The sequence below is a fragment of the Frigoribacterium sp. PvP032 genome (genome assembly GCF_017833035.1).
Classification (GTDB): Bacteria; Actinomycetota; Actinomycetes; order Actinomycetales; family Microbacteriaceae; genus Frigoribacterium.
Map to the genome: position 1 here is coordinate 2,736,574 of NZ_JAFIBM010000001.1, position 12,465 is coordinate 2,749,038.

Sequence of the window (12,465 nt, forward strand, 5' to 3'; positions counted from 1 at the left end):
ACGGGAGAGAGTGGATTGAATGCAATCAGACCCGATGACGCGATCTTGTATACAACTTGTTACGGACGTGTAAAACGTGCCCCGGACGAGGGGGCGCTGTGCTCGGGGCGGCGGTCGAGCGGCCGTCGGCGGCTGACGTAGCCGGCCCTGGGGGCGGCGTCGCCGGCTCTGCGGGGCGGCGTCGCCGGCTCTGCGGGGCGGCGTCGAGGCGACCCGCACCTTCGAGGGGCATGATCGGGGGTGCCCCCTGCCCGAGAGGACTCCTGCGTGAACACCAACGACGAGGTCGACCTGATCATCGACGCCTGGGCGCGCGTGCGGCCCGACATCGACTTCGCAGCGCTCGACGTCTTCTCGCGGCTCCGCCGCATCTCCCGACGGCTCGACCGGGTGCGTGCCGAGGCGTTCCGGCGCTCGGGCCTCGAGATCTGGGAATTCGACGTCCTGTCGACCCTGCGCCGGGCCGGCGAGCCCTTCGAGCTCAGCCCCAAGGACCTCGTCACGGCGACCATGGTCACGAGCGGCACGATGACGAACCGGCTCGACCGCCTCGTCGAGCGCAGCCTCGTCGAGCGCCGTGCCGACCCGCGCGACGGCCGCGCCGCCCTCATCCGCATCACGGAGGCGGGCGTCGACCTGGTCGACCAGGCCATGCTCGACCTGCTCGAGGCCGAGCACTCGCCGCTCGGGTCGCTCACCCGTCAGCAGCGCGACCAGCTGGCCGACCTGCTGCGCGAGCTCGGCACCGGCTTCGCCTGATCCCCGGCGGACCAGCCCTGACGGGACCAGCCCTGACGCGCCCGGTCAGAAGCTGGTGCTGGGGAGGTCCTTCTCGCCGTCGACGATCGCCCGGACGATGCGCGCCGCGACGGCGTCGGGGTCGAGCCCGGTCGGGAAGCTCGGCGCCTCGCCGGTGATCGGACGCGTGGCGAGCCCGGTCTCCGTGTGCCCGGGGCGTGCGTCCACGAGGCGGACGCCGCGCCTCCTGAACTCGCGGGAGGCGGCGCTCACCCACGCGGCCAGGCCCGCCTTGGCCGCGGAGTACGCGGCCATCCCCGCGGTCGGCGACTCCGCGACGACACCGCTGATCGTGACGGCGAAGGGCTCGCGTCCGGCGGCGGCGGACGCGGCGAGCGCCTCTGCCCCGTCACGGAGCAGGCGGACGGGCGCCAGCAGGTTCGTCTGCACCAGCTCGTCGAGCGCCGCGTCGCTGACCGCGTCGGCAGGCCCGAAGGCGACGACGCCCGCCGCGACCACGATCCCGTCGAGCTGGCCGTGGGCCTGCAGCGCCGCGGCGACGAGCGACGCCCCGCCGCCGGGCTCGCGGAGGTCGGCGACGTAGGCGTCGGGGCCTGTGAGCGCCCCTCCGGCACGTCCGGCCCGCACGACGACGGCCCCCTGGTCGGACAGCTGAGCGGCGATCCGGGAGCCGAGGCCGCCCGACGCCCCGGCGACGAGCACGACGGCTCCCTGCAGATCGGTCATGCCCGGAGCGTACGCGCGGCGCCCGGGCTGTCGCCCGGCCGGGCGCCGGAGCACGGGCCAGCCCACTGAGCGACGTGGAAGCGACAACACGACGCAGGACCCCGCGTCGCTTCGTCGCTTTCGCGCAGCTTCCGCGGAGATCCTCGGCCCGAGACCCCGCGCGGCTCAGCGCCGCCGGCGCGGCACGACGAGCGGCGTCCCGGTCACCGGGTCCGGCACGACGAGGCACGGCAGGTCGAAGACCTCCTCGACGAGCTCGGCCGTGAGCACGTCGGCCGGGGCGCCGGTCGCGACGACCTCGCCGTCGCTCATCACGATCAGGTCGGTGGCGTAGCGCGCGGCCTGGGCCAGGTCGTGCAGCACGGCGACGACCGTCGTGCCCTGCTCGTGCAGCCGCGCGAAGAGGTCGAGCAGGTCGTACTGGTGGGCCATGTCGAGGTACGTGGTCGGCTCGTCGAGCAACAGCACCGAGGTCTGCTGCGCGAGCGCCATCGCGACCCACACGCGCTGCCGCTGCCCGCCCGACAGCTCGTCGACCGGCACCTCGGCCAGGTCGACGAGGTCCGTCTCGGCGAGCGCGGTCGCGACGGCCGCGCGGTCGGCGTCCGACCACTGCCGGAACATCCCCTGGTGCGGGTACCGCCCCCGCGACACGAGCTCGCCCACGGTGATGCCCTCGGGAGCGGTCGACGACTGGGGCAGCAGGCCGACGGTGCGCGCCGCCTCCTTCGCGGGCACCTTGGCGAGGTCGCGGCCGTCGAGCAGCACGGCACCGGACCGGGGGGCGAGAAGGCGCGAGAACGCCCGCAGGAGGGTCGACTTGCCACAGGCGTTGGGCCCGACGATGACCGTGAACGAGCCGTCGCGGACCTCGGCGTCGATCGACGCCGAGACCGTGCGGCGGTCGTAGGCGAGGTGCGCGCCGCGGGCGGCGAGCCGCGGCACGGCACCTCCCGGCGTGACGGGCTCGGGCGTGACGGGGTCGGGCGTGACGGGGTCGGGCAGGGCGGGTGCTGTCACCGGGTCCTCCGGGATTCTGCGACCAGCAGGCTGATCAGGTAGGCGCCGCCGATCACGAGCGTGACGAGGCCGACGGGCACGGGCGTGGTGGTGACGTGCTGGGCGACGACGTCGGCGACGAGCAGCAGCAGGCCGCCGACGAGGGCCGCGCCGAGCAGCGGGACCCCGGCCGAGCGCACGACGCGGCGGGCGAGCTGCGGAGCGGCGAGCGCGACGAAGATGATCGGCCCCGTGCTGGCCGTGACGACGGCGGTGAGCGCGACGGCGACCACGACGAGGGCTAGACGTGTGCCCTCGGCGCGGAGGCCGTGGGCGCGGGCCGCGTCGTCGCCGAGCTCGAGCTGGCGGAGGGGTCGAGCCAGGCCCGCGACGAGCAGGGCCAGCACCGCGATCAGCACGGCGGCGGGCACGAGCTGCGGCCAGCCCACGAGCGCGAGCGACCCGGCTCCCCAGAACGACGCGGACAGGGCGACCTCGGCCTGCGCGCGCAGCAGCAGCCAGCTGTTCACCGAGTGCAGCAGGGCCGTGACGGCGATCCCGACGATGATCAGCCGCAGCCCGTGCACCCCCTTGCGCCACGCGAGCAGGTAGACCACGAGCGCTGTCGCGAGGCCGCCGGCCAGCGCGCCGAGGGCCGTGCCGACGGCGGAGGCGGCGCCCGCGGTGATGACGAGGATCGCGCCGGTGTAGGCGCCGGTCGAGAAGCCGATCACGTCGGGCGAGCCGAGCGGGTTGCGGGTCAGCGACTGGAACACCGCCCCGGAGGCGCCCAGCGCGGCCCCGAACACGAGCGCGGCGAGGACGCGCGGCAGCCGCCACTGCAGCACGATCGTCGACGCGAAGCCGTCGCCGCCGAGCAGGGCGTGCAGCACCTCCGGCGGGCTGAGCGGGTAGTCGCCGAGGCCGAGGGCGAGCACGGCGACCACCACCGCCACGAGGGCGAGGACGGCCGTGGCGACGGCACGACGGCCGCGGGGCCGGAGGCGGGCGAGGCCGGAGCCGGGGCCGGGGCCCGGGGCCGGACCGGAGCCGGGTCGGAGACGGCTCCGCAGGTCGAGATCGCTCATCGCGCGCCACCCGTCATGCGGCGGGCCACGACGATCAGCACGGGCGCCCCGATCGCGGCGGTCACCAGGCCGGCCGCGAGCTCGCCGGGAGGCGCGACGACCCGCCCCAGCACGTCCGCGAACAGCAGCAGCACCGGCCCCAGCAAGGCGCTGAGCCCGATCGTCCACGGCTGGCTGGCGCCGACGACGCCGCGCGCGGAGTGCGCGACCATCAGCCCCAGGAACGCGATCGGCCCGACCACGGCCGTCGCGCCTCCTGCGAGGAGGGTGACGACGACGAGGGCGGCCACGCGCACGAGGGGCACCGAGACCCCGACGGAGGAGGCGTGGTCGTCGCCGAGGGACACCGCGTCGAGGGGACGCGAGACCAGCAGCGCGAGGACGATCCCGACCACGACGAAGGGGGCGACCGTCGCGACCGGGCCCCAGCCGCGGTCGGCGAGCGAGCCGACCTCCCAGGCGCGGACGGCGTCGAAGCGGCGCGGGTCGGCGAGCACGATCGAGGAGGTGATGCCGCTCAGCACGGCCCCCAGGGCGATGCCCGACAGCGTGAGCCGCGCGGGGCTGCCGCCCGACCGGCCGGCTCCCCCGACGAGCGAGACCGTCACGGCGGCGAGGGCCGCGCCGACGAACGAGAACCAGAGCCAGCCGCTCGCGGCGGTGACCCCGGCGAACCCGACGGCGATCGAGACGGCGAGCGCGCTGCCCGCCGTGACGCCGAGGATGCCGGGGTCGGCGAGGGGGTTGCGCGTGACGGCCTGGACGACGGCGCCGGCCACCCCGAGGCCGGCCCCGGCCACGAGGGCCGCCGCAGTGCGGGGCAGGCGCAGGTCGAGCACCGCGGCGACGTCGGCGGGCGCGACGCCGGCCGGTGCGGCGCCGCCGGGCAGCAGCCCGCCCAGCACCCTGACCACGTCGCCGAGCGCGACGGGACGGGCGCCGACGGCGAGGCTGAGGAGGAGCGCGACCGCGAGCAGGACGGCGGCGACGACGAGGCCCGCGACCCTCCGGCGGGTCCGGGCGGCGGCCCGCGGGGCCCGGACGACGCCGGGCGGGGTGGTGGTCGCCATGCAGATGAGCTTAGGCTAACCTCACCTGGGTCTCGCCCCGACGCGAGCCAGCACCCCGCCCCCGAATCCCGAGGACACCCCCATGCGCTCCCCCGTCACCCTCGTCGCCGTCCTGGCCGCCTCCTCCCTCGCCCTCGTCGGCTGCTCCGCCGGCACCGGCAGCTCCGACGACGCGGCCACCAGCGGCCCCAGCGTCGCCGCCGGCACGTTCCCCGTCAGCGTCGACACCAAGTTCGGCGAGGTCACGATCGACCAGCAGCCGAAGCGCGTCGTCGCCCTCGGCTGGGGCGACGCCGAGACGGCGCTCGCCCTCGGCGTGCAGCCGGTCGGCGCCTCCGACTGGCTCGCGTTCGGCGAGGAGGCCGACGGCGTCGGCCCCTGGGCCCAGGGCCTGTACGACCAGTCGCCCGAGATCATCGGCACCCTCGAGCCCTCCTACGAGGCGATCGCGGCGCTCGAGCCCGACCTCATCCTCGACACCAAGGGCTCCGGCGAGCAAGACCGCTACGACCGCCTGTCGAGCATCGCGCCGACCGTCGGCGTGCCCGAGGGCGGCGACAACTACCTCACCGACTTCGAGGACCAGCTCGACCTCGTCTCGACCGCCCTCGGACTCGAGGACGAGGGCGACCGCCTCGTCGACGAGAGCGAGTCGGCCGTCGAGGCCATCGCCCAGGCGCACCCCGAGTGGGACGGCCTGACCGTCACCGCCGCCACCAAGACCAGCGAGGGCTGGGGCGCCTACGTCGAGGGCAGCGAGCGCGTCGACCTGCTCGAGGAGCTCGGCTTCGAGCAGAACCCCGCGATCGCGGCCCTGACGCCGAACTCGGGCGGCTTCTCGGTGACGATCTCGTCCGAGCAGCTCGACGTGATCGACGCGGACGTCATCGTCGCGTTCCCGATCTACATCGACACGACCGAGATCACCGACGACCCGCAGTGGAAGGCCGTGCCCGCCGTGCAGGCCGGCCACGACCTCGTCATCGACGGCGACGTCTCGGCCGCGTACTCGCTGAGCAGCGCCCTCTCGCGCCAGTACGCCCTCGACCAGCTCGTGCCGCTGCTCGAGACCGCGACCCAGAGCTGACCTGAGGAGTCCCCCGTGACCGACGCCGCCGCCTCCTCCGCACCCGCCGCCGCCACGCCCGTCGCGCCTGCCGCTGCAGCCGGCAGCGCTGCGACCCGGCCTGCTCGCCCGGTGCGCGCCCAGCACGTGTTCGTGGTCGAGCGCACCGAGCGCCTGTCGCCGCACCTCGTGCGGGTGCACCTCGGCGGCGAGGCGTTCGACGGGTTCGTCGAGGCCGGGGCAGATCAGCTGGCGGCCACCGACCGGTACGTGAAGCTGCTGCTGCCCCCGCGTCCCCACCTGGGGCTCCAGCCGCCGTTCGACCTCGACGAGCTGCGCGGACGCCTCGCGGCGGACGAGCTGCCGGTGCGTCGTACGTACACGATCCGCTCGGTCGACGCCGACGCCCGCACGATCGCCGTCGACTTCGTGGTGCACGGCGACGAGGGCGTCGCCGGGCCGTGGGCGCTCGCTGCCCGGCCCGGCGACCTGCTGCAGATGTCGAGCCCCGGCGGGCTCTGGTCGCCGTCGGACGACCCGGACCTGCCCGACCTGCTGCTCGGCGACGACTCGGCCGTGCCCGCGATCGCCTCAGCGCTCGAGTCGATGGGACCGGACGCACGCGGTCTGGCGTTGATCGAGGTCGAGGGCCGCGCCGACGAGCTCGAGCTCGCCCGGCCGGAGGGGGTCGAGCTCCGCTGGCTGCACCGCGCGGGAGCTCGTCCGGGAAGCGCGCTGCTGACGGCCCTGCGGGGCCTCGAGCCGCCGACGACGCCGCTGCGGGCCTTCGCACACGGCGAGCGAGGCGCCATGAAGGAGGCGCGGGTCGTCCTGCACGACACCTGGGGCCTCGACCGGTCGTCGCTGTCGCTCAGCGCCTACTGGGCGCTCGGTCGCGTCGAGGATGCGTTCCAGGCCGAGAAGCGCGAGCCCGTCGGGGCGCTGTTCGCCGACTGACGCCGTCGGCGCCCACCGTCCACACCCTTCGGAACCGCCGAGACCCTCCTGCGCGCAGGAGGGTCTCGGCGGTTCCGGAGGGTCCCGACGGGACAGGCCCGGCTGCCGGCCGGCGACGGCAGCGCTAGGAGGCCGTGGGCTCGCGGAGCACGCGGCGGACGAGGTCCACGAGCGCCTCGGGCGGCAGTGCCGCCAGCTCGGCGGCGGTCACGCGGCGTCCTGGGCGGAGATCAGCGAGATGACGTCGATGGCCTCGGTCGCGACGGACAGGTGGTCGACGGCGGGGACGGGAGTGAACGGGGACTGGGTCACGGTGGTGCCTCTCGGGTGAGGGGAGCTGAGGGGGCGGCCACGACGCCGGGGTGGCGGGTCGGGGCCGAGAGCGTCGCGGTGGCGACGGCCGGGCGGTGCCGGCGGGAGGAGCCGTCGTCCGGACGGACGACGACGGGGGCGCTACGCGCCGGGCGTGGCGAAGAAGTCGCCGTAGGTCAGCTCGGCCGTGGCGACCGGGACTGCGGGGCGGGACGCCCTAGCGCCACGCCGGTAGGAGCCGATGCGCACGGGCACGGCGCCGGGGGCGGTGGTGTAGCTGCTCGTCCCGCGGGGAGCGAGCGACGAGCGGGTCGCCGGTGCGGGCACCTCACGGACGTGGAGGAGCGTGCGGGCGGCAGTTCGGACAGGATCGATGATCGTCATGGGACACGGCCGTGATCTGAGGCGTAGCTGGCCTCGCGTCAACCGGGTGCACAGCGCCCCGCGAAGGACCACCAGGATGTTGGCGGCGTATCGGCGGAGGGCGCCGGAGGGGAAGATCCGGTACCCCGAAGGTATGCCCCAGCGACGGCTGTACCTAATGCACGAAGCTAATCGAGCGAGGAACATCGCAAAGCGGATAGACCACGAGCCGGCCGTCGCGCAGACCGCTCAGGAGGCGGCGGGCCCGGCGTCGAGGATCTCGGCGACCGCGTCGAGCAGCGTCGTCAGCCGCGTCCGCTCCCTGGTCGAGAGGGTCGCGGCCAGCTCGGCCAATGCCCGGTCCGCCTCCCGGGTGGCGTTCTCGAGCAGCTCGCAGGTGCTCGGCGTGAGGCTGAGGATGCGCTGCCGCCCGTCGGCCGGGTCGTCGGTGCGCAGCACGTGGCCCAGGGCGACGAGCCGGTCGACGATGATCGTGGCCGCCGCGCTGGTGACGCCCAGCTGGTGGGCGATGTCCTTCGCGTGGGCGTTCGTGCCCTTGGCCTCGCAGTGCTGGATCAGCGTCACGGCGGCCAGGTCGTTGCCGCTCAGGTCGAGCTGCTGACGGAGCTGCAGGGCGAAGGCGATGTCCGCGTCGCGGACCCGGCGCATCCGGGCCAGGATCTCGCTCGCGGCGTCGGTCGGCGCTCGCTCCTCGAGGAGCGGCATGCCGGTGCCGACCACCTGGGCGTTCCGCAGGGCGGGCTGGGAGTCGTCGGGCCCCTCCTGGGCGTCGGGGGCCTGGGGCGGGAGGGTGTCGGCGGCGTGCGGTGCGGGGGTGGCCATGACGGCCTCGCTTCTGGGTGTCGGTGCTCGCGAGAGGGGAGTCTCCACGACAGACCTGACTGGCGCAGCTCACCCAGTCAACACCCCCGGAGCTCCCGACGCGGACCGGCGGGGGCGAGACTCAGGAAGCGCCGACCTCGAGCTCCCCGACCGCGGCGCCCTCCGCGCCGAAGACGACCCGGCGGTTGCCGACCTTCTCGCTGAAGAACCGGTCGTGGCTCACCACGACGACGGCGCCCGGGAAATGCACGAGCGCGCGCTCCATCACCTGGGTGCTCGCGAGGTCGAGGTGGTTGGTCGGCTCGTCGAGCAACAGCACGGAGGCGCCCGACAGGAGGCACTGCGCCATCGCCACGCGCGCCCGCTGACCACCGCTCAGCGCGCCGATGCGCTGCTTCACGTCGGCCTCCGAGAACTGGAACATGGTGAGGAACCGCCCGACCGACTTGCGCGTCGCCGTCAGGGCGAGGCTGTCCGGCATGGCGTTGACGGCGTGCGTGACCGTGTCCTGGTCGTCGAGGTCGGCGAGCACCTGGTCGTACGAGACGACCCTGGCCCCGCCGGCCCAGTCGACACGGCCCCTGTCAGCTCGCTCCTCGCCCGCCAGGACGCGCAGCAGCGTGCTCTTGCCGCTGCCGTTCGAGCCCGAGACGACCATCCGGTCGCGGCGACGCAGCTCGAACGACACGTCGTCGAAGAGCACGCGGTCGCCGTACGACTTGCCGAGCCCCTCCACGCGGCAGAGCACGTCCTTGACGTGCAGGCCGCCGTAGATCTCGGTGATGATCTGGTCGACCGGGCGAGGGGCGCGCTGCTTCTTGATCTTCGCGAGCTCCTTCGTGAGGCCGCCCGCGCCTCCTGCCTTCGCGGCCTTGGCGACCTTGACCGCCTCTCGCCGGTCGGCGATGCCCTCGGACTCGAAGGCGAGCAGCTCGGACTCGTGCGCGAACTGCTGCTCGATCGTCTTCAGCCGGAACTGCTTCTGCACGACGTACTCGCCGAAGTCGCCCGGGTACTCGTGCAGGTGGAACGCCTCGACCTCGACGATGCGCGTGACGACCGCGTCGAGGAACTGCCGGTCGTGCGACACGACGACGGCGGCGCCGCGGAAGTCGCGGAACCACTGCTCGAGCCACTCGACGCCGGCCACGTCGAGGAAGTTCGTGGGCTCGTCGAGCAGCAGCACGTCGGGCTGCTCGAGCAGGATCTTGGCCAGGGCCGCGCGGTTGCGCCAGCCGCCCGAGAGGTCGTCGATGGGCAGCGAGCGGTGCTCGTCGGTGAATCCGAGCGTCGTGAGGGCCGTGTCGATGTGACGCGGGTAGTCCCAGCCGTCCTGGCGGTCCATCTCCGCGAACAGCTCGGCCTGGCGGTCGATCAGACGCGTCAGCTCGTCGCCCTGGTCGGGGTCGACCGCGACGACGGCGATGGCGGTGTCGATCTCGGCCAGCTCGGCCTCCATGGCCCTGACGCCCTCGAAGAGTCCCTGGAGCACCTCGGTGACCGTGGCGGTGCCGTCGAGCTCGCTGAACTGCGAGAAGTAGCCGATGCGGGTGCCCGGCTCGACCGTCACCGTGCCCGTGTCGGGCTGCACCTGCTCGAGCACGAGCTTGAGCAGCGTCGACTTGCCCGAGCCGTTGCGGCCGATCAGGCCGACCCGGTCGCCCTGCTCGAGCCGGAAGAACGCCTCGCGCAGCACGGGGGCGTTCTCGAAGCGGACGGAGACGTCGTGCAGTCGGATGAGGCTCATCCGACGATCATCCCAGGGCGGAGGGGCGACGAGGGGCGCAGGAGGCGCGGGCCGCGTCCGCGAGGCCCCTCACGACTGCGCGAAACGGACAGGCCGTCGTCCGGGCGCGCCGCGCAGAAAGCCCTGGTGGCGCCGCGACGCTAGACGCTCTACCTAATTCGGGGGCTGTGACCAGGGCTTTTGTGATTCGCGAACTCAGGCGGAGCGTCGTACCGTGAGGGCAGGCCGGGACGTCGTGAACCCCCGGTCAGGTGTCTCGCGGAGCGTCGATGAGCTTCACGGCAGGGCTGCGCTCCCGAGGCACCACTCCCCCGACGACCAGGCCGGTCACGGTCTCGGTCGATCGATCAGGCGCGGTCGATCAGGCGCGGTCGATCAAGCCCGGCCTCAGCGGCCGGTGCGGTAGCCCGAGGCCGGGCCGGGACGGCCCTTCGCGGCGGCGCGGCGCTCGAGCACGCCCGACAGGACGGGCGTGACCAGGGCGATGACGATCCCGACGATCACCACCACGGATCCGAGGACGATCAGGGCGATGATGAAGGACTCCATGTCCCGATCCTCCTCGGGGCGAGGCAGCGACGCAAGCTCCGGGGCACAGACTGCACGCCGTGCACAGCCAGCACTCGGCCCGGCCACACGGCACTGTCGGACGTCGGGCGTAGATTCCCCAGCATGAACGACATCGCACCCGACGCCTCCCCCTCCACCGGCACCACCGAGCGAGCGGTCCTCGCCGGCGGCTGCTTCTGGGGCGCGCAGCAGCTGCTCCGTCGTCGACCCGGCATCGTCTCGAGCCGCGTCGGCTACTCGGGCGGCCACACCCCGAACGCCACCTACCGCAACCACGCCGGCCACGCCGAGGCCGTCGAGATCGTCTTCGACCCCTCGGTGATCAGCTACCGCGAGCTGCTCGAGTTCTTCTTCCAGATCCACGACCCGTCGACGAAGGACCGCCAGGGCAACGACATCGGCGACAGCTACCGCTCGGCGATCTTCTACACGTCGGACGAGCAGCGCGCGACCGCGCTCGACACCATCTCCGACGTCGACGCCTCCGGCCTCTGGCCCGGCAAGGTCGTCACCGAGGTCGAGGCCGTCGGCGACTTCTGGGAGGCGGAGGAGGAGCACCAGGACTACCTGGAGAAGCTCCCCAACGGCTACACCTGCCACTTCGTGCGCCCGGGCTGGGTGCTGCCGAAGCGCGAGCAGGAGTCCGTCGCGAGCTGATCTCGCTCGTGGCCTGACGGCGATGCGCGGCACCGCCTCTCGGGGTGACGACGAGGGCGGCGACGACGAGGGCGGCAGCACCTGGTAAGCAGGGTGCATGCCCCTCGACGTCGCCGCCCTCCGCTCTGCCTACCCGTCCCTCTCTTCGGGCATCGCCCACTTCGACGGACCGGGCGGCACCCAGACGCCGCGGGTCGTCGGCGAGGCGATCCTCGCCGCGATGACCGGCCCCACGTCGATCCGCGGCACGAGCACCGTCTCCGAGCGCAACAGCGAGTCGACGGTGCAGGCGTTCCGCGCCGCCTACGCCGACTTCCTCGGCGTCCCGTCGGCGGGAGTCGTGCACGGACGCAGCGCCACGCAGCTCACCTACGACTTCGCGCGCCACCTGTCGGCGTCGTGGGGTCCCGGCGACGAGGTCGTCGTCTCGCGCCTCGACCACGACGCGAACATCCGGCCCTGGATCCAGGCCGCCGAGGCCGTCGGGGCGACCGTGAACTGGATCGAACTCGACCCCGCGACGGGCGAGCTCGACCTCGAGTCGGTCGCCGTCGCGATCACCGGCCGCACGCGTCTCGTCGCGGTGACCGCCGCCTCCAACCTGCTCGGCACGCAGCCCCCGGTCGCGGCCATCGCCGACCGGGCGCACGCCGTCGGCGCCCTCGTCTGGGTCGACGCGGTGCACTTCGCCGCGCACGAGCTGGTCGACCGGGCCGCGCTCGGCGCCGACTTCGTCGTCTGCTCGCCCTACAAGTTCGCGGGTCCGCACTGCGGCGTGCTCGGCGCGGACCCCGAGCTGCTCGAGAGCCTCCGGCCGGCGAAGCTGCTGCCGTCGACCGACGTGGTACCCGAGCGCTTCGAGTTCGGCACGCTCCCCTACGAGCAGCTCGCCGGGGCGACGGCCGCGGTCAACTTCCTGGCCGGCATCGCACCCGGGGACGCGACCGGGCGCAGGGAGTCGCTGGCCGCCTCCTTCGCCGCCGTGCACGAGCACGAGACGGCGCTGCGCGTCGCGCTGGAGGAGCGGCTCGCGCGGGTGCCCGGCCTCACGGTGCGCTCACGGGCGGCTCGCCGAACGCCCACGCTCTACGTGACGATCGAGGGCCGCTCGATGCGCGAGCTCGCCGCGCACCTCGCGACGCGCGACGTGCTGGCGCCGGCAGGCCACTTCTACGCGATCGAGGCGTGGCAGGCGATGGGCCTCGACGACGAGACGACCGGCCTGCGCGTCGGCCTGGCGCCGTACACGGACCAGTCCGACGTCGACCGCCTCGTCGCCGGCGTCGAGGAGTTCGTCGCGGGCTGACG

At 73.9% G+C, this 12,465-nt stretch carries 13 protein-coding genes; 5 read left to right on the forward strand and 8 right to left on the reverse strand.

From position 1 onward, the window contains the following. The first annotated feature begins 267 nt into the window (after positions 1-267). Entirely contained in the window at positions 268-759 is a 492-nt protein-coding gene (locus tag JOE35_RS12545; RefSeq protein ID WP_209561344.1) for a MarR family winged helix-turn-helix transcriptional regulator, read from the forward strand. 45 nt (positions 760-804) lie between these two features. Here the strand turns inward: JOE35_RS12545 and JOE35_RS12550 are convergent, their stop codons facing one another. From JOE35_RS12550 to JOE35_RS12565, 4 genes are all read right to left on the reverse strand, one after another. Then, positions 805-1,485 (reverse strand): SDR family oxidoreductase, encoded by a 681-nt coding sequence (locus tag JOE35_RS12550; RefSeq protein ID WP_209561345.1) that lies wholly within the window; start codon positions 1,483-1,485, stop codon positions 805-807. A gap of 165 nt (positions 1,486-1,650) precedes the next feature. Beyond that, positions 1,651-2,490 (reverse strand): ABC transporter ATP-binding protein, encoded by an 840-nt coding sequence (locus JOE35_RS12555; protein WP_245186672.1) that lies wholly within the window; start codon positions 2,488-2,490, stop codon positions 1,651-1,653. An 11-nt stretch (positions 2,491-2,501) separates the two neighbouring features. Then, positions 2,502-3,572 (reverse strand): iron chelate uptake ABC transporter family permease subunit, encoded by a 1,071-nt coding sequence (locus tag JOE35_RS12560; protein WP_209561346.1) that lies wholly within the window; start codon positions 3,570-3,572, stop codon positions 2,502-2,504. Further along, positions 3,569-4,642, reverse strand: coding sequence for an iron ABC transporter permease (locus JOE35_RS12565; protein WP_209561347.1), 1,074 nt, complete (start codon positions 4,640-4,642; stop codon positions 3,569-3,571). Before JOE35_RS12565 ends, JOE35_RS12560 begins: the two co-directional genes overlap by 4 nt. Positions 4,643-4,724: 82 nt before the next feature. Here JOE35_RS12565 and JOE35_RS12570 point away from each other — a divergent pair, with 82 nt between their 5' ends. Next, complete coding sequence (locus tag JOE35_RS12570) at positions 4,725-5,729, forward strand: iron-siderophore ABC transporter substrate-binding protein (RefSeq protein ID WP_209561348.1); 1,005 nt, start codon at positions 4,725-4,727, stop codon at positions 5,727-5,729. 15 nt (positions 5,730-5,744) lie between these two features. Beyond that, entirely contained in the window at positions 5,745-6,665 is a 921-nt protein-coding gene (locus tag JOE35_RS12575; RefSeq protein WP_209561349.1) for a siderophore-interacting protein, read from the forward strand. 453 nt (positions 6,666-7,118) lie between these two features. Here JOE35_RS12575 and JOE35_RS12580 read toward each other — a convergent pair whose 3' ends face one another. From JOE35_RS12580 to JOE35_RS12595, 4 genes are all read right to left on the reverse strand, one after another. After that, on the reverse strand, positions 7,119-7,361 hold the full coding sequence (locus JOE35_RS12580; RefSeq protein ID WP_209561350.1) for a hypothetical protein: 243 nt from the start codon (positions 7,359-7,361) through the stop codon (positions 7,119-7,121). Positions 7,362-7,589: 228 nt separating this feature from the next. Then, the gene (locus JOE35_RS12585; protein WP_209561351.1) at positions 7,590-8,183 is read right to left on the reverse strand and encodes a MarR family winged helix-turn-helix transcriptional regulator; all 594 of its coding nucleotides are present in this window, start codon (positions 8,181-8,183) and stop codon (positions 7,590-7,592) included. 121 nt (positions 8,184-8,304) lie between these two features. Continuing rightward, on the reverse strand, positions 8,305-9,930 hold the full coding sequence (locus JOE35_RS12590) for an ABC-F family ATP-binding cassette domain-containing protein (RefSeq protein ID WP_209561352.1): 1,626 nt from the start codon (positions 9,928-9,930) through the stop codon (positions 8,305-8,307). 387 nt (positions 9,931-10,317) lie between these two features. Next, positions 10,318-10,479 (reverse strand): hypothetical protein, encoded by a 162-nt coding sequence (locus JOE35_RS12595; RefSeq protein ID WP_209561353.1) that lies wholly within the window; start codon positions 10,477-10,479, stop codon positions 10,318-10,320. Positions 10,480-10,602: 123 nt separating this feature from the next. Here JOE35_RS12595 and msrA point away from each other — a divergent pair, with 123 nt between their 5' ends. Together msrA and JOE35_RS12605 are read left to right on the forward strand one after the other, a co-directional pair. Continuing rightward, positions 10,603-11,157 carry a peptide-methionine (S)-S-oxide reductase MsrA gene (msrA, locus tag JOE35_RS12600; protein WP_192041115.1) on the forward strand — a complete coding sequence of 185 codons (555 nt, stop codon included), beginning with the start codon at positions 10,603-10,605 and terminating at the stop codon, positions 11,155-11,157. A 97-nt stretch (positions 11,158-11,254) separates the two neighbouring features. Next, positions 11,255-12,463 (forward strand): cysteine desulfurase-like protein, encoded by a 1,209-nt coding sequence (locus JOE35_RS12605; RefSeq protein ID WP_209561354.1) that lies wholly within the window; start codon positions 11,255-11,257, stop codon positions 12,461-12,463. Positions 12,464-12,465 lie beyond the last annotated feature (2 nt).

Excerpts from the sequence above, each read along its gene's own strand:
- JOE35_RS12550 (WP_209561345.1), bottom strand. The coding sequence starts at position 1,485 with ATGACCGATCTGCAGGGAGCCGTCGTGCTCGTCGCCGGGGCGTCGGGC.
- JOE35_RS12560 (WP_209561346.1), bottom strand. The coding sequence starts at position 3,572 with ATGAGCGATCTCGACCTGCGGAGCCGTCTCCGACCCGGCTCCGGTCCG.
- JOE35_RS12565 (WP_209561347.1), bottom strand. The coding sequence starts at position 4,642 with ATGGCGACCACCACCCCGCCCGGCGTCGTCCGGGCCCCGCGGGCCGCC.
- JOE35_RS12570 (WP_209561348.1), top strand. The coding sequence starts at position 4,725 with ATGCGCTCCCCCGTCACCCTCGTCGCCGTCCTGGCCGCCTCCTCCCTC.
- JOE35_RS12580 (WP_209561350.1), bottom strand. The coding sequence starts at position 7,361 with ATGACGATCATCGATCCTGTCCGAACTGCCGCCCGCACGCTCCTCCAC.
- JOE35_RS12585 (WP_209561351.1), bottom strand. The coding sequence starts at position 8,183 with ATGGCCACCCCCGCACCGCACGCCGCCGACACCCTCCCGCCCCAGGCC.
- JOE35_RS12590 (WP_209561352.1), bottom strand. The coding sequence starts at position 9,930 with ATGAGCCTCATCCGACTGCACGACGTCTCCGTCCGCTTCGAGAACGCC.
- JOE35_RS12595 (WP_209561353.1), bottom strand. The coding sequence starts at position 10,479 with ATGGAGTCCTTCATCATCGCCCTGATCGTCCTCGGATCCGTGGTGGTG.
- msrA (WP_192041115.1), top strand. The coding sequence starts at position 10,603 with ATGAACGACATCGCACCCGACGCCTCCCCCTCCACCGGCACCACCGAG.
- JOE35_RS12605 (WP_209561354.1), top strand. The coding sequence starts at position 11,255 with ATGCCCCTCGACGTCGCCGCCCTCCGCTCTGCCTACCCGTCCCTCTCT.